The sequence below is a fragment of the Streptomyces sp. SID5469 genome (assembly GCF_009862865.1).
In the GTDB taxonomy this organism is placed as follows: Bacteria; Actinomycetota; Actinomycetes; order Streptomycetales; family Streptomycetaceae; genus Streptomyces; species Streptomyces avermitilis.
On the sequence record NZ_WWIN01000001.1, the window covers coordinates 8,444,322 to 8,460,298 of the forward strand.

A 15,977-nucleotide genomic window follows, 5' to 3' on the forward strand; every position below is an offset into this window, starting at 1 on the left:
GGTAAAGGATCGGCAAAGTGGTTCAGTCGGCGAGCGGCTTCACCCACCGTCGCCACTGCTCCTCGGGCGTGTACCCCGCCGCCCGCCAGGCATGGTGCGCGGTCTCGTTCCGGCGCAGCACCATCGCGTCCCCGCGGCGCCCCCCGAGCCGTACGAACCGTTCCTCCGCGGCGGCGAGCAGCGCGGACCCGATGCCGAGGCGGCGGCGCTGAGGATGGACCGCCAGCCGGTACAGATGGCAGCGCCATCCGTCGAAGCCCGCGATCACCGTGCCGACCAGCTCCCCGTCCCGCTCGGCGAGGATCAGCGCCTCCGGGTCGCGGGCGACCAGTCGCTGCACCCCGTCCCGGTCGTCGCTGATGCTCGTGCCCTCGGCCGCCGTCTTCCAGAAGGCCAGCACGGCGGAGAGGTCCTCGGGGGCGGCGGCCCGCATGCGCAGCTCAGTCATACGGCGATCCCAGCACGCACGCCGGACCGGGACGCGGAATTCCACCATCCGGACGGCGCCGGCCCACCCCTCGTCGGCCGCTTGCCCGCGCCGTGCGGCGCCGCCCGGCACCGACCCGCCCCTACGCGCCCCGCAACGCCTCGATCACCGGCGCGAACGCCTCCATGTACGGCTCCAGGACCGTCAGATACGAGAACCCGTACCGCTCCCGTTGTGCCAGCACCTGCGCCGTGATCTGCGCCGGCGTCCCGACCAGGACGATCGGCAGCTCCAGTACCTGCTCCTCGGTCAGCTGCGGTACGCGCTCGCGCAGGCCCTGGACGGCGGCGGCGCGGTCCTCGGTGACGGCGACCATCTGCACCAGCAGGTTCAGCTCGGCCGGCTCCGCGCGGTCCGCCGCCAGCCGCCGGTATCTGGCGACCCGCTCGTCCAGTTCCCCGGCCGTGACCGGCGCCAGCTTCCCCGTCGTGCTGCCCGGTACCAGATGCGCGCCCGCGAAAGCCGCGATGTCGGCGTGCTCGGCGGTGAGCCGCAGCATCCGGTCGCCGTTGCCGCCGATCAGCAGCGGCACCCGGGGCTTCTGCACGATCCCCGGCCGGTGCTCCGGGGAGCCGAGCAGCCGCTCCAACTCCTCGACCGTGCGCACGAGATGGTCCACCCGCTCGCGCGGCGAACCGTAGGGAAGGCCCGCCGTGTCGTGTTCCGCCTGTACGTACCCGGTGCCGAGACCGAGTTCGAGGCGTCCGCCCGTCAGCGCGTCGGTGGTCGCCACCTCGCGCGCCAGCAACGCAGGGTTCCAGAAGCCGGCGTTGAGCACGAATGTGCCGAGGCGCACCCGCTCCGTGGCCTCGGCCGCCGCGACGAGCGCGGGGAACGGCGCCGGCATGCCGAGGTGGTCGGGGACCAGGATCACGTCGTAGCCGAGTTCCTCGGCCCGGCGGCACTTGGCGCGCCACTCCTCGGCGGGTGCGGGGTCGAGCAGGTTGACGCCGAAACGGAACGGGCGTGCCATGAACTCTCCTCGGCGGGACGGCTACTTGGGCGCGTGACGGGAGTACATCAGTCGTGCGCTATGGCCGCCAGCACATTCATGCGGGATGCACGCAACGCCGGGAGCAGTGCCGCCACGATGCCCACGACCGCCGAGCCCACCACGACCGCCACGATCGTCGTCCACGGGATCGCGAGTACCCGCATGCCCTGGAGGGCGAGCACCTGCTGCACGCACACGCCCCACACCAGCCCCAGCGCAAGGCCCAGAACCGCGCCGAACACGGCGATCACCACCGACTCCAGGCGGATCATCCGGCGCAGCTGCCGCCGGGCGAGCCCGATCGCGCGCAGCAGCCCGATCTCCCGGGTGCGCTCCACGACCGACAGGGCCAGGGTGTTGACCACGCCGAGCACCGCGATGACGATCGCGAGGCCGAGCAGCGCGTACACGAGGTAGAGCAGGACGGCGATCTGGTCGTGCACGAGCTTCTTGTAGTCGGCCTGGTCGCGGACCTGGACCTGCGGATACGGGTCGAGGGTCCGCTCCAGCCGCGGGCGCAACCGGTCCGCGCCGGTGCCCGACCCGGCGTTCACGTACAGCGCGGAGTCCTGGCCGCCGGGCAGGTACTTCTCGACCGTCGCGATCCCGAAGTACAGCCCGCCCTGCATGCCGAAGCCGTCGGAGCCCTCCTGGTCGGTGAGCGCGGCAACCTTCAGTTCGGTCTTTCGGCCGCCCGGGAACTCGACGGCGACCGTGCTGCCGATCCGTGCGTCGTGCTTCTTCGCGAAGTCCGCGTCCATGGCGATGCCGCCGCCCGCGAGCGCCGCCGCCGTATCGCCCTGGGTGTACGTGATGTGGGCGACGTCGTCGAGCCGGTTGTCGTAGCCCGCGGCGGTCGTCTCGACGCGCTTGTCGTCCGGCAGCCGGACCGCGACGGGGGTGAACCGCTGCCGTACGACGAGTCCGACGCCGTCGGTGGCCCGCACCTTGTCGGTGACCTCCTGCGGGAACGGCAGGAAGTTGCTGTTCTGCACCACGAAGTCGGCGCCCAGCGTCTTGTCGATCTGCTGGTCGAAGGACGCGGACATGGACGCGCTCGCCACCGACATCCCGCCGACCAGCGCGAGGCCGACCATCAGGGCGGCCGCCGTGGCACCGGTGCGGCGCGGATTGCGCAGGGCGTTGCGCTGACTCATCCGTCCGACCGGGCCGAACAGCGCGGGGAAGGCCGCGCCCAGCACCCGGATCACCGGCCGCACCAGCAGCGGGCCCGCGATCACGGTCGCGATGAGCGTGAGGACGACGCCGAGTCCCAGCAGGGACGCCGCCGACGCGGTCTTCGACGAGGTCGCGCACCCCGCGAGCGCGGCCGCCCCGAGCACGCCGACGACGGTGCCCACCACGCCGCGCACCTTCAACGGCCGCCCCACCCCGGCGATCTCGGCGTCCGCGAGGGCCGCCATCGGGGAGACCCCGGCGGCGCGCCTGGCCGGGAGGTACGCCGCGAGGAAGGTGACGCCGACCCCGACGACGTAGGCCGTGACGGGCGTCGCCCAGCCGATGACCATCTCGGTGGACTTGAGGTTCATGCCGAACGCGCCCATGAGCTTGATGAGTCCGGCCGCGAGCCCGATGCCCGCGGCGAGCCCGAGCGTCGAGCCGACCAGCCCGAGCAGCAGCGCTTCGGTGAGCACGGAGCGGCGCACCTGCCGCCGGTCGGCGCCGAGGGCACGCAACAGGCCGAGTTCGCGGGTGCGTTGGGCGATCAGCATCGAGAAGGTGTTGACGATGAGGAAGACGCCGACCAGGACGGCGATTCCGGCGAAGCCGAGCATCACGTACTTGATCACGTCGAGGAATCCGCCGAGGTCGGCCGCGTCGGAGGTGGCCTGTTCGTCCGCGGTCTGCACGTCGTAGGTACCGGAGCCGAGTTCGGCGGCGATGCGCCGTTTGAGCTGGGCGTCGCTCACCCCCTTGGCGGCGTCCACGGAGATGCTCGTGGCGGCGTCGGCCCTGCCGAGCAGTTTGGTCTGCGCGGTCGGGGTGTCGAGGAAGACGAGCGCGGCCCCGGGGTTGGTGGTGGTGAACGTGGCGATGCCGACGATCCGCACCTTGAACGACCCGGGCTGCGCCAGCACGGTCAGCGTGTCGCCGATGCGTACGTGCTTCTTCTCGGCGGTGTCCGCGTCCAGGAGTGCCTCACCGCTGCCGTGCGGGGCGTGTCCTGAGGTCAGCCGCACCGGGCTGCGGTCGGTGGGGTCCCAGTTGGTGGCGATGGTGGGGGCGCCTGTGGTGGACCCGACCGGCTCGTTCCTGACGTCCACGACCGTGATGTTCTGGACCGCCGCGTCCACATGGGTGGCGGCCACGCCGTCGACGCTCTTCAGGCGCTCCGCGAGCGCGGCGGGCACGGTCTCGGTCGCCCCGGTCGGGACCTGCGAGGTGAGGTCCTCCTTGGGCTGCACGGTGACATCGGCCGCTGTCGAGGCGAACAGCCGGTCGAAGGTGCGGGTGACCGTGTCCGAGAAGATCAGGCTGCCCGCGACGAACGCCACGGACAGGACGACGGCCAGCGCCGACAGGAGCAGCCGCCCCTTGTGCGCGAGGAAGCTGCGGAGAGTCGCTTTGAGCACGGCGTCCTGCCTCAGTCCTGGTCGGGGGTGCCGTCGGCGGAGTCGCCGCCGGGCGGGACGGCGCCGGGCGGGACGGCGCCGTCGGAGGCGGCGTGGTTCGTGTCGGACTCGGGCGTCTGGGAGGGTCCCCCGGAGAAGAGGCGCATCCGCTCCAGCACCGCCTCCGCCGTCGGCCGTGCCATCTCGTCCACGATCCGCCCGTCCCCGAGGAAGAGCACCAGGTCGGAGTGGGCGGCCGCGCCGGGGTCGTGCGTGACCATGACGACGGTCTGCCCCAGTTCGTCGACCGCCTCGCGCAGGAAGCCCAGCACTTCGAGGCCCGCCCGGGAGTCGAGGTTGCCGGTCGGCTCGTCGGCGAAGATCAGCTCGGGGCGGGAGGCCAGGGCCCGGGCGCAGGCGACGCGCTGCTGCTGCCCGCCGGACAGCTGCGCGGGCCGGTGCCTCAGCCGGTCCCGCAGGCCGAGGGTGTCGATCACCTGGTCCAGCCACTTCTGGTCGGGCTTCTGGCCGGCGATGTCCATGGGCAGGGTGATGTTCTCGACCGCGTTGAGCGTCGGGATCAGATTGAACGACTGGAACATGAAGCCGATCCGGTCCCGCCGCAGCCGGGTCAGCTCGCCGTCCTTCAGCCCCGTGATCTCGGTGTTGCCGAGCCACACCTGTCCGGCCGAGACGCTGTCGAGCCCGGCCAGACAGTGCATGAGGGTGGACTTTCCGGAGCCCGAGGGCCCCATCACCGCGGTGAAGCGGCCGCGCGCGATGTCCACGTCGACCGAGTCGAGGGCGAGCACGGTCGTCTCGCCCGAGCCGTACGCCTTCGTCAGGCCGCGGGTGCGGGCGGCGAACCCGTCCGCCTCCGGGCGGCCGGGGGCGTGCTCCGCAGCAGGTGTGGACAACGCCGCCTCCTAGGTCGTGGACGTCCCGATTACCTTGTGTTCCCCGTCCGGGCCGATGTCTCCCCGGTCCGGGCCGAGGGTAGTGTGACGCAGGGCACACCCGATATCCCCCTGAGGTGCCGGACCTTCTCCACCCCAGGTCGGGCCCCTGATACCGGTGTAAGGGACACGCTCCATCCCGGGGTGGAGCCCTTGCCGGTGCTAGCACCACGGCGCTAGCTTCGAGGTATGGCGAAGACTCAGCTGAACGTGAGGGTCGACGAGGGCACCGCCCGCGCCGCCCGCGAGCGAGCCCTGGAGCGCGGCATGAGCGTGAACCGTTACATCGAAGAACTGGTCCGACAGGACACCGGGGAAGCGGGCCACACCTTCGTGGAGGCCGCCGCAGACTTCATGAAGCAGTACGAGACCGTCTTCGCCGAGGAGTTCGGCGCGGACCGCGAGGGCACGCGCGAAAGTCGTCGTTGATCCCTTGGAGAATCTCAGAATCGACCTCGCCTGGCTCCTCATGATCGCCGAGCAGAAGACGCCCGGAGATCCCCAGGTCACCGACTGGGGAGCCCTCGTCGCCGCCGTCAGCCGGCACGAGGCGGAGATATTCGGCATCCCCGTCTACGACACGCCGCACGCCCGCGCCGCCGCCCTGCTCCAGCTGCTGTTGCACGTGCCGGCCCTCGAACGCTCCAACGCCCTGTTCGCGTCCGCCGTCGCCTACGCCTATCTCGTCGCGGGCGGCGCCAAGGTCGTCACCTCGCCCGAGCAGGTGCGCGAGCTCGCCCGGCTGGTGAAGAGCGGGGAGGCCGGCGTCGACGACATCGCGCGCGAACTGCGGCAATGGAGCCTGTGAGCACCCGCGGGCACGCTCAGTCCGCGGACCCGGGCCGCCACGCGGTGCCGAGGACGCAGTACGAGGTGGGCAGCCGCGGCCCCTTCTCCGGCAGCAGCATCCGCCGGTAGGGGCCCAGCTCGAACCCGGCCTCGCGCACCGCGCTGACGGCGTCCCGCGTGAGGTGACAGCCGCCGTTGAGACGCGGCCACACCGTGCGGTCGAGGGCGCGCTGGGTTGCGGCCATCGCGCGCCCGCCGCCCGCGCCGTGCTCGAAGAACCGCAGCGTGCCCCCGGGCCGCAGCACCCGCCGCAACTCGCCGAGCGCCCGCGACACGTCCCGGACGCTGCACAGCACCAGGGAGACGACGGCCGCGTCGAAGGCCTCGCTCTTGACCGGCAGCGCCTCCGCCGCACCCGGCACCACGTCGACCGGCACATCGCAGCGCAGCGCCGCCTCGACCGCCAACTGCCGCAGCAGCCGCTCGGGTTCGATCGCGACGACCTCCGAGACGGCCCCGGGATAGTGCGCGAAGTTGAGACCGTTGCCCGCGCCGATCTCGATGACCCGGCCGCTGAGCCCGGCCAGCAGCCGGTCGCGTACGCCGCCCATCCCGAGCCGGGTCTCGGCGGTGACGCTGATCCGGGCGTAGGAGCGGGCGAACAGCGGATGGTGCACGGCGTCCCGCGACGCCTTGCCCGATCCGGCGGACCGCAGCGGCATGAGGACCTCCCTGGAGGACGGGCCTTACCCGCATTGTCCCCCGTACGGGCTGCGCCCACCCCCGCTGTGCGGCCCCCGTCGCGCGGGGGCCGCACCGGGCGCTGCCGGCGGCTCAGCCGACGAAGGTCCGCACCTGCTGGTAGACGCCGTAGTCGTTGTTCATGTCGGTGTGCGAGACGCACCCGACCTCGACATTGGTCGCGCCGCTCAGGATCGCGCTGGTGTCCGGGGTGAGCAGGTCGTCGCAGTTCGACCAGTAACTGGCGTACGCCACGCCGCCCGGCGTCTCGTCACCGGAGTTGAGGGAGGTCAGGAACGAGCTTCCGGTGTACATCTCCGAACAGGACGTGTAGAGCCACTTGCACCACGAGGCGACGGTCGTCCCGTGGTTCACCCCGGCGGTGGAGACGAAGTCGTCGACGTACGACGTCCCGCCGAGGTTCTTGAGGTAGTAACGGGCACTCAGCGCGCCCATGGAGTGCACGACCAGGTCGACCTTGGACGCGCCGGTCCTCGCGAGCACGCTCCTGACCTCGGTGGCCAGTTGCTGCGCGGTCGTCACATTCGACTGGGACCAGTCGTACGACCACGCGTCCAGCTCGGAGGCGGTGTAGCCGTCGGCCTCGAAGTCGGCGATCCAGTCGTCCCAACTGCTCGCCGAACTGCTGATGCCGTGGACGAAGATGACGGGGTCGTGGGTCGCGGCTCGAGCGGGGACCGCGGCCAGGGAGAGCGACAGAAGGATCGAAGCGACCGCGGCCGAGAAGACCGCGGTGACGCGCCGCACGCGGCGTTGCATGGTGCCTCCTGAAACGGGTGGGGTCTCTGGAGTGTCAGCCGGGTTCTACGCGCGCCGCATCGGTGAAATCGCCGGTCTTTACGGACCAGTTAACCCGCCAGTAACGTCAAACGCGTGGTGACTTCGGTGAACCCCTCGCCCCTTCCGCGGACTTCGACACCGCAGGTCACGCACGCGTGGCCGCGCCTGGACCCGCCCCTTCCCGAAGGCGTACGGGTACGGGTGCTGCGCGCCGCCCACGGAGACCCGCGCGCCGCCCTGGAACTCGCCTCCGTACTGAGCACCCGTCAGCTGACCGGCCTCGACCCGCTCCCGGCCGACCCCGCCTCCCTCGTCCCCGCAACTCTGCGGGCCCACCGCCGGGAGATCCGCGCCCTGCCCGACGACACCCGGCTGCTGCTCCTGCTCGCCGCCGCCGACCAGTACCCGGTCGCCACCCACGCCTTCCTGCGGGCGGTCGCCGCGGCCCGGCTCGACACCCGGCCCCTGGACGCCGCCGAGACCGCGCAGCTCGCGCACACCACGCCCGGCGGGATCGTCTTCCGCGACCCGTGGACCAGGATCGCCGCATACGAGACCGCCTCCGCGGCGGACCGGCGCGAGGCCCACCAGCTGCTGGGCCGGGTCCTGAGCGGCGCGGGTGAGGCACCCCGCCGGTTCTGGCACCGGGGCGCCGCCGCGCTCGGCCCCAGCAGACGGCTCGCGGCGCAGCTGGGACCGGCCGCGGCCCAGGCGCGCCGGGCCGGCGAACACGCCCTGGCCTGCGCCCTCGCGGAACGCGCCGCCGCACTCACCCCGGACCCGCACGAGCGGCCCCGGCTGCTCGCCCGCGCGGCGGCCGACGCCTGGCAGTCCGGCGACGGCGACCGGGCCCGCCGGCTGATCGCGGCCACGGACAACGACGCGCTGGGCGGTCTGCTGGCGCTCCGCGCGGGGAACGCCGGCGACGCCTTCGACGCGCTGCTCGCGGCGGCGGCCCGGCACGCGGCCGCCGCCCACGCCCTGCCACCGGGCGCCCCCGACCCCGCCGTCCACCTCCTCGCCCGCGCCACCGAAGCCGCCATCTACACCGGGGACCTGCGCCGCTGCCGGGAGGCGGCCGCCGTGGCGGACCGGCTCGGGATCGTGCCATCGGGCACGCTCGGCGGACTGGCGGCCGCGTTCGAGGGCCGCTACGCCGACGCCCGCGACCTGCTCCAGGCCGCCGCCGGGCGCTGCGGTCCCGGCGGCGATCCCACCCTGCTCATCCATTCCGGCATCGCCGCGCTGCTCCTCGGCGACCACACCGGCGCCGCCACCGCCACCGCGCGGGCGGCCGCCTCCGCCCGCACCAGGGGCGAGACGGTCACCGTCCCGCAGGCCATGGAGTTCCGGGCCTACGCCGAGTTCTGGACCGGGCGCCCGCGGGCCGCCGAGGCGGGCGCCCTGGAGTCGCTGCGCCAGGCGTACACCACCGGGCAGGACAACGGCGCCTGCCATCTGCAGGCCGCCCTCGCCATGTTCGCCGCCCTCACCGGCGACGCGGAGGTGTGCCGCGACCGGGCCGAGGCCGCCCGCTCCTACGCCCTGCCACGCGGCCTCGGTCTGCCGGCCGCCCTCGCCCTGTTCGCCCTGGCCTTCCTCGACCTCAGTACCGGCCGCTTCGCCGCCGCCGCGGCCCGGCTGCGCGCCCTGGCCGCTTTCGGCCCCGGCCACGGCCACCGCGCCATCCGGCACCTGGCCACCCCCCACTACGTGGAGGCGGCCGTCCGCACCGGCGACACCCGGGTCGCCCGCGCCGCCCACGCCGACTACGACCACTGGGCGCGCACCATCCGCAACCCCGACGAGCTGGCCCTGAGCGCCCGCTGCCGAGCCCTTTTGGCCGGCGGCCCCGAGGCCGTGGACCACTACCGCACGGCCCTCGACCTGCACGCCTGCGGTACCCGGGACTTCGAACGCGCCCGTACGGAGCTGCTGTTCGGCGGCGCACTGCGCCGGCTGCGCCGCCGGGCGGAGGCGCGTGACCGCCTGCACAGCGCCCTGGCGGCCTTCGAGCACTTCGGCGCCCCGCAGTGCGCGGCGCAGGCCCGGGCGGAACTCCGTGTTCTCGGCGGTCTGGGCGGTCTCGGCGAACCGTCCGCACCCGCCCGCGGCGCGGACGACCTGGCCGCCCGGTTGACCGCCCAGCAGCTGATGGTCGCCCGCATGGCCGCCGAGGGAGCCACCAACCGGGAGATCGCCGCCCGCCTGCTCCTCAGCCCACGCACCATCGACCACCACCTCCGGGGCGTCTTCGCCCGGCTGGGGATCCGGTCGCGCATCGAGCTGGTACGGCTCCTGGGCGAGACGGACGTGTGAGGCCTACGGCACGAACGCCGAGGCGAACGTGTCCGCGTCCCACGTTCCGCCCAGTCGGGGCGCCAGCCAACCCGGCGCCCCCGCACGGAAGCCGACGGGCGAGTGCGCGCCGGCCCCCGCCGGAATCGCGCCGAGCAGACCGGCTCCGGCCACGGCCGGCAGGTCGGCGAGGTTGCAACGGGAGGCGAGGTCGGGCGACTCGGGCCAGCTCCCGATGACGACACCCGCGAAGCCGATCTCCCGGCGCCGCAGTTCACGTGCCGTCAGCTCCGTGGTGTTCAGCGTGCCCAGTCCCGCCGACGCCACGACCAGCACCGGCGCGTCCAGCAGCCGGGCCGCATCCGCCAGGGTGCCGTCCGCGTCGTCGAAGCGCACGAGCAGCCCGCCCGCCCCCTCGACCAGCACGAGATCGTGCTCCACCGCCAGCTTCGCCGCGGCCTCGGCCACCTCGTGCGGCCCCACGGGCGGCAGACCGGCCCGCCGGGCGGCGGTCGCGGGCGCCAACGGCTCGGGATAGCGGGCGAGTTCGAGCGTCGTCACCGCACCCGCGAGACGGGCCACCTCGTCGGCGTCCCCGCGCTCGTCGGGCCGTACGCCCGTCTGCGCGGGCTTGAGCACGGCCACGGACCGCCCGGCCGCGACGGCGACCGCCGCGACGGCGGCCGTCGTGACCGTCTTGCCGACCTCCGTGCCGGTCCCCGTGATCACCAGTACCGACATGTCACCCTTCCCTTGCCGCCGCGCACACCGCGCCGGCGATCCGTGCCACATCCGCGTCACCCGTGACGTACGGCGGCATCGTGTAGACGAGGTCGCGGAACGGCCGCAGCCACACGCCCTCGCGCACGGCGGCCCGTGTCGCGGCCGCCATGGCCGCCTCGTCGAGGGGGCGGTCGAGCTGAACGACACCGATGGCCCCGAGGACCCGTACGTCCCGCACTCCGGGCAGGTCGGCCGCGGCGGCGAGCCCCTCGCGCAACCCCGTCTCGATCCGCTTGACCTCGGTCTGCCAGTCCTGCCCGAGCAGCAGGTCGATCGAGGCGTTCGCCACCGCGGCGGCGAGCGGGTTGCCCATGAAGGTGGGCCCGTGCGCGAGCACCGGCACCTCCCCCCGGGAGATCCCGTCGGCCACCCGCGCCGTGCACAGCGTCGCCGCCAGCGTCAGATAGCCGCCGGTCAGCGCCTTGCCCAGACACATCACGTCCGGCGTCACCCCGACGTGGTCCGCCGCGAACAGCGCGCCGGTGCGCCCGAAACCGGTGGCGATCTCGTCGAACACGAGCAGCACGTCGTGCGCGTCGCACGCCTCGCGCAGCACCCGCAGATAGGCGGGGGAGTGGAACCGCATCCCGCCCGCGCCCTGCACCACCGGCTCCACGATCACCGCGGCCAGTTCGTCGGCGTGCCGCTCGATCAGTTCGCGCAGCTGATCCGCGTACGACTCCTCGTAGGCGACCGGCGGCGCGTCGGCGAACACCTGGCGCTGGAGCACGCCCTGCCACAGCTCGTGCATCCCGCCCTGGGGGTCGCACACGGACATCGGCTGCCAGGTGTCGCCGTGGTAGCCGCCGCGCCAGGTCAGCAGCCGCTGCTTGCCGGGACGGCCGAGCGACCGCCAGTACTGGAGGCACATCTTGACCGCGACCTCGACCGAGACCGAGCCGGAGTCGGCGAGGAAGACGTGCTCCAGACCCTCGGGCGAGATGTCGACAAGACGCTTCGCGAGGCGCACGGCGGGCTCGTGGGTGAGCCCGCCGAACATGACATGGCTCATCCGCGACAGCTGCTCGCGCGCCGCTTCGTTGAGCACGGGGTGGTTGTAGCCGTGGATCGCCGACCACCACGACGACATGCCGTCGATCAGTTCGCCCGTTCCGTCGGCCATGCGCAGCCGCACCCCGCTCGCCGCCTCGACGACGAGCGGTTCCTGACGGCCGGGCATCGGCCCGTACGGGTGCCAGACGTGCCGCCGATCGAGGTCGAGCAGCTCGGCCAGGGACAGGTCAGGCATTGGGCGCGAGGTCCGTTCCGGCACCCCGGCGGCGTACGGCGACCAGGTCCGTACGGGCCTCGTCGGTCCGCGGCGCGGGAGCGGAACCGCAGGCTCCGCCGCCCTCGTGCGACCCGCACCCCGCGCTCTGCTCAGACCCGCAGCCGCCGGCCGGCGCCCGGTGCTCCGGCAGCGTCACCTGGTCGGCCCCCTCCACCTCGAACCCGGCGTCCGCGATCATCTCCAGGTCCGCCTTGCCCGCCTGGCCCTCGCTGGTGAGGTAGTCGCCGAGGAAGATCGAGTTGGCGAGGTGCAGCGCGAGCGGCTGCATCGTACGGAGGTGGACCTCGCGGCCGCCCGCGATGCGGACCTCGACGTCCGGGCAGACGAACCGGACCATCGCGAGGATGCGCAGACACCGCTGAGGCGTCAGGTTCCACTCCTTGGCGAGCGGGGTGCCCTCGAACGGGATCAGGAAGTTGACCGGAACGGAGTCCGGGTCCAGCTCGCGCAGCGAGTAGACCACGTCGACCAGGTCCTCGTCCGTCTCGCCCATGCCGGCGATCAGCCCCGAGCAGGCCGACAGGCCCGCCGCGTGCGCCTTCTGTACGGTCTCCACCCGGTCGGCGTACGTGTGGGTGGTCGTGATGTCCCCGTACGTCCCCTCGGACGTGTTGAGGTTGTGGTTGTAGGCGTCCGCGCCCGCCTCGCGCAGCCGGTCGGCCTGGCCGTCGGAGAGCAGACCGAGGCAGGCGCACACCTCGACGCCCTCGTTCTGGTCCTTGATCGCCTTGATGGTGTCGGAGACCCGGTCCACGTCCCGGTCCGTCGGGCCGCGGCCGCTGGCCACCAGGCAGACCCGCTTGGCGCCGCCGGCCAGCCCGGCCGCCGCGGCCTGCGAGGCCTCGTCCGGCTTGAGCCAGGTGTACTTCAGGATCTCGGCCTTGGAGCCGAGCCGCTGGGAGCAGTAGGAGCAGTCCTCGGGGCACAGGCCCGACTTGAGGTTGACGAGATAGTTGAGTTTCACCCGTCGGCCGAACCAGTGCCTGCGCACCTTGCCGGCCGCGGCCACCACATCGAGCACGTCGTCGTCGGAGGTGGCAAGGACGGCGAGCGCCTCGGCTCGGCTCGGCAGCTCGCGCCGAAGCCCCTTTTCCACCAGCGTGTTCAGCAGGTCCATGAGAGCCGATCCTGTCCTATGCGACGGGCCCGGGCCAAGGAGAGTTTGCACAACAGAGACGGTTCAACGTGTGGGTATTGCCACATCCTGGGCGGCCGACGGTCCCGCTAGGGTCTGTGCACTGCCTACAAAACACCCGTCACTACGGTCCGGAGGACACATGGCGTTCGGCTGGATCGACGAGCAGGCGCACACGCGCCGCCGGGCCGGTCTCGTACGCACCCTGCGCCCGCGCCCCGCCGACTCGCCCCTCCTCGATCTCGCGAGCAACGACTACCTCGGCCTCGCCCGCCATCCCGAGATCACCGAGGGCGCGGCCGAGGCGGCCAGGACGTGGGGCGGCGGCGCCACCGGCTCCCGCCTCGTCACCGGCACCACGGAACTGCACGGCGAACTCGAACGCGAGCTGGCCGACTTCTGCGGCTTCGAGGCGGCCCTGGTCTTCTCCTCCGGGTACGCGGCCAATCTCGCCGCGGTCACCGCGCTCGCCCCGCACGGCTCCCTGATCGTCTCCGACGCGGGCAACCACGCCTGGCTCATCGACGGCTGCCGGCTGGCGCGGGGCACCACCCAGGTCGTCGCGCACGCCGATCCGGACGCCGTGCGCAAGGCGCTGGGGACGCACGAGGGCCAGGCCGTCGCCGTCTCGGACACGGTCTTCTCGGTGGACGGCGACGCGGCCCCGTTGGCGGACCTCGCCGAAGCCTGCCGGCAGTACGGTGCGGGGCTGGTGATCGACGACGCGCACGGGCTCGGCGTCCTCGGCGACGGCGGCCGGGGCGCCCCCTGGGCGGCGGGGCTCGCGGGCGCGCCGGACGTGGTCGTGACGGTCACGCTGTCCAAGTCGCTCGGCAGCCAGGGCGGCGCCGTGCTCGGTCCGGCCCGGGTGATCGACCACCTGATCAACGCGGCCCGTACGTTCATCTTCGACACCGGGCTGGCCCCGGCGGCGGCGGGCGCGGCCCTCGCGGCGCTGCGGCTGCTGCGCCGCGAACCGGAGCGTGCCGCACGGGCCCGTACGGTGGCGAAGGAACTGCACACCCGGCTGACGGCGGAGGGCCACGAAGCGGTACGGCCGGACGCCGCCGTCGTCTCCGTGCGGGCGCCCTCCCCCGAGCAGGCGGTGCGGTGGGCGGCGGACTGCCGGGCGGCGGGTCTCGCCGTCGGCTGTTTCCGCCCACCGTCCGTGCCCGACGGCATCTCCCGGCTGAGGCTGACCGCTCGCGCGGACCTCACCGACGGTCAGATCGACCGTGCCGTGCGGGTGATCGGCGAGACGCGGCCATACGTCGGCGTAACGGCCGTGCATCGCACCTAGTGCGGGACGAGCGGTCGGCTGTCAGTCCAGTCCGGCGACGAATCCCTCCCAGGCCTCGGGGGCGAACAGCAGGGCGGGGCCGCTCACGTTCTTCGAGTCGCGGACGGCGACCAGGCCGGCCCAGGGGCCGGGGCCCGGCCGGGCCGTCTCGACGCAGTTGTTCATTCCCCGTGCTGCGGCTGCTGCGCAGCCACCGCACACCTGGCAGAGAGGTACTTGAGGATACGCACCGAGGCAGTGCAGTCATGGTGCCTCCTTACGAGCCGTCACCTAATGCGGCGCATGTAATCCAACGTGTCCTTGGGTGAAAGGGCGTGGAACCGAAGGGTGTCGAAGGCCTCGCTGTAGGCCTGGAGGTCTTCTTTCCGCTCGAGATAGAGGCTACTCGTCAGGTGGTCGAGAACAACCACATCCAGATCAGATCTGCTCGGAAAGGAGAAGATAACGAAAGGCCCGGTGATTCCGATGTGGGCCCCCGCGGCGAACGGCAGTACCTGAAGCCGCACTTGAGGCAGCTTGGCCGCCTCCAGCAGCCGTTCCAGCTGCTGCGTCATGACCTCCGGGCCGCCGACCTCCCGGCGCAGCACCGCCTCGTCGAGGACCGCGGTCAGTTCCAGCGGCGGGTTCGAACGCAGGACGTCCTGCCGGGCCAGCCGCACCTCCACCAGAGTGTCCAGCTTGGCGTCCTCCGCGCTGCCGACCGCGGCCCGGGTCACCGCCCGGGCGTACTCGGGCGTCTGGAGCAGGCCCGGCACCACCGAGGTCTCCAGCGTGCGCATCGCGCTGGCCTGCGACTCCAGACTGATGAAGTCGCGGTACGTCGGCGGCAGCACCCCGCGATAGGCATGCCACCAGTTCTGCCGGACGCCGCCGTCGTCGGAGCCCGCCAACACCAGCAGCAGCTCGCGCAGTTCGGGATCCTCGACGCCGTATACGTCCAAAAGCAGCCGTACGTCGGGCGGTTTCACCCCGCTGGAGCCCGTCTCGATCCGGCTCACCTTGGACTGGTGCCAGCCGACGAGACCGGCCGCCTGGCCACTGGTGAGGCCCGCCCGGGCGCGTAGGGAGCGTAATTCGGCGCCGAGTTTGCGGCGGCGCACTGCTGGTCCGTACTGCATGGCCGACTCCTTTCGCCCGGGAAGCGGGCTCGCGGCGACGGTAGAGGATGGGCCGAATGCCCACCCAAATACGGTCGGTCGTCGGAGAGTTCACCGCTTCGGGCGACAGATATATGCATATCTTGGTGGATCGGCACCGAGGCCGCCCTGGTGATGGCAGTCTGGCGCGAAGCACCAGTCCGGGACCGTACTCGAACCCTCCGCTCCGTGTCGGGCCCCGGTCCCGTGGGAAAGGGACGACGTCGCCATGGCAGATCACCAGGAAGCATCCGTCACTCTGCCGAGCGATCCCGCCTCGGTCTCCGCCGCCCGAAAATACGTCGCGAGTGTGCTGGCCGAATGGGGCCTGCCGGGCGACGCGGAAGTCGCGGACACCGTGCGCCTGATCGTGTCCGAGCTCGCCACCAACGCGGTCCAGCACACCTTCGGGCAGTCACCCACGTTCACGGTTGACATCGCGCTCGACCGCGACGAACACCTGCACATCGGTGTCACCGACAGCCATCCACGCTTCCCGAAACGACTGCCCGCGGCCGTCCAGCAGGACAACGGCCGCGGAATGGTCATCATCCGCTGGCTGACCGCCGAGTGCGGCGGCAGGATGCGGGTCCGGCCCACCCGGGAGGGCGGCAAGACGGTACTGATCGAACTCCCGTGGGCGGTGTCCGCGCAGCCGGTGACGGCAGGGGGGCAGCAAGAACCCTGACCGCG

Annotated in this window: 14 protein-coding genes and 2 pseudogenes; 5 read left to right on the forward strand and 11 right to left on the reverse strand. The window is 72.6% G+C overall.

The features are described 5' to 3' along the window. Positions 1 to 22: 22 nt before the first annotated feature. From GTY58_RS36760 to GTY58_RS36775, 4 genes are all read right to left on the reverse strand, one after another. Entirely contained in the window at positions 23 to 448 is a 426-nt protein-coding gene (locus tag GTY58_RS36760; RefSeq protein ID WP_010988477.1) for a GNAT family N-acetyltransferase, read from the reverse strand. Between the two features lie 121 nt (positions 449 to 569). Next, positions 570 to 1,460 (reverse strand): LLM class F420-dependent oxidoreductase, encoded by an 891-nt coding sequence (locus tag GTY58_RS36765; RefSeq protein ID WP_010988478.1) that lies wholly within the window; start codon positions 1,458 to 1,460, stop codon positions 570 to 572. A 47-nt stretch (positions 1,461 to 1,507) separates the two neighbouring features. After that, complete coding sequence (locus GTY58_RS36770) at positions 1,508 to 4,075, reverse strand: FtsX-like permease family protein (protein WP_010988479.1); 2,568 nt, start codon at positions 4,073 to 4,075, stop codon at positions 1,508 to 1,510. Positions 4,076 to 4,086: 11 nt separating this feature from the next. Next, on the reverse strand, positions 4,087 to 4,971 hold the full coding sequence (locus GTY58_RS36775) for an ABC transporter ATP-binding protein (protein WP_010988480.1): 885 nt from the start codon (positions 4,969 to 4,971) through the stop codon (positions 4,087 to 4,089). A gap of 228 nt (positions 4,972 to 5,199) precedes the next feature. Here GTY58_RS36775 and GTY58_RS36780 point away from each other — a divergent pair, with 228 nt between their 5' ends. Next, the gene (locus tag GTY58_RS36780; RefSeq protein ID WP_010988481.1) at positions 5,200 to 5,439 is read left to right on the forward strand and encodes a hypothetical protein; all 240 of its coding nucleotides are present in this window, start codon (positions 5,200 to 5,202) and stop codon (positions 5,437 to 5,439) included. Between the two features lie 4 nt (positions 5,440 to 5,443). Further along, entirely contained in the window at positions 5,444 to 5,818 is a 375-nt protein-coding gene (locus GTY58_RS36785) for a hypothetical protein (protein WP_010988482.1), read from the forward strand. 16 nt (positions 5,819 to 5,834) lie between these two features. Here the strand turns inward: GTY58_RS36785 and GTY58_RS36790 are convergent, their stop codons facing one another. Together GTY58_RS36790 and GTY58_RS36795 are read right to left on the reverse strand one after the other, a co-directional pair. After that, positions 5,835 to 6,521, reverse strand: a complete 687-nt coding sequence (locus tag GTY58_RS36790) for a class I SAM-dependent methyltransferase (RefSeq protein ID WP_010988483.1) — start codon at positions 6,519 to 6,521, stop codon at positions 5,835 to 5,837. 112 nt (positions 6,522 to 6,633) lie between these two features. Next, the gene (locus GTY58_RS36795; protein WP_010988484.1) at positions 6,634 to 7,320 is read right to left on the reverse strand and encodes an alpha/beta fold hydrolase; all 687 of its coding nucleotides are present in this window, start codon (positions 7,318 to 7,320) and stop codon (positions 6,634 to 6,636) included. A 114-nt stretch (positions 7,321 to 7,434) separates the two neighbouring features. On the opposite strand from GTY58_RS36795, the gene GTY58_RS36800 reads away from it, so the two are divergent. Continuing rightward, a complete protein-coding gene (locus GTY58_RS36800) occupies positions 7,435 to 9,660 on the forward strand; it encodes a helix-turn-helix transcriptional regulator (protein ID WP_010988485.1) in 2,226 nt (741 codons plus the stop codon). A gap of 3 nt (positions 9,661 to 9,663) precedes the next feature. Here the strand turns inward: GTY58_RS36800 and bioD are convergent, their stop codons facing one another. From bioD to bioB, 3 genes are read right to left on the reverse strand one after another with little or no spacing between them, the layout of a single operon-like run. After that, the gene (gene bioD, locus GTY58_RS36805) at positions 9,664 to 10,380 is read right to left on the reverse strand and encodes a dethiobiotin synthase (RefSeq protein ID WP_010988486.1); all 717 of its coding nucleotides are present in this window, start codon (positions 10,378 to 10,380) and stop codon (positions 9,664 to 9,666) included. A 1-nt stretch (position 10,381) separates the two neighbouring features. Continuing rightward, positions 10,382 to 11,671 carry an adenosylmethionine--8-amino-7-oxononanoate transaminase gene (locus tag GTY58_RS36810; protein WP_037647024.1) on the reverse strand — a complete coding sequence of 430 codons (1,290 nt, stop codon included), beginning with the start codon at positions 11,669 to 11,671 and terminating at the stop codon, positions 10,382 to 10,384. Then, positions 11,664 to 12,830: a biotin synthase BioB gene (bioB, locus tag GTY58_RS36815; protein WP_010988488.1), complete on the reverse strand. Its 1,167-nt coding sequence runs from the start codon at positions 12,828 to 12,830 to the stop codon at positions 11,664 to 11,666. The genes GTY58_RS36810 and bioB overlap by 8 nt, the downstream gene beginning before the upstream one ends. A gap of 160 nt (positions 12,831 to 12,990) precedes the next feature. Here bioB and GTY58_RS36820 point away from each other — a divergent pair, with 160 nt between their 5' ends. Further along, entirely contained in the window at positions 12,991 to 14,148 is a 1,158-nt protein-coding gene (locus GTY58_RS36820; protein ID WP_010988489.1) for an 8-amino-7-oxononanoate synthase, read from the forward strand. 21 nt (positions 14,149 to 14,169) lie between these two features. Here the strand turns inward: GTY58_RS36820 and GTY58_RS36825 are convergent. After that, positions 14,170 to 14,395, reverse strand: a pseudogene (locus tag GTY58_RS36825) (DUF397 domain-containing protein). A gap of 9 nt (positions 14,396 to 14,404) precedes the next feature. Continuing rightward, positions 14,405 to 15,266 (reverse strand): annotated as a pseudogene (locus GTY58_RS36830) (helix-turn-helix transcriptional regulator). Positions 15,267 to 15,513: 247 nt separating this feature from the next. Here GTY58_RS36830 and GTY58_RS36835 point away from each other — a divergent pair. Next, positions 15,514 to 15,972 carry an ATP-binding protein gene (locus GTY58_RS36835; RefSeq protein WP_010988492.1) on the forward strand — a complete coding sequence of 153 codons (459 nt, stop codon included), beginning with the start codon at positions 15,514 to 15,516 and terminating at the stop codon, positions 15,970 to 15,972. Positions 15,973 to 15,977 lie beyond the last annotated feature (5 nt).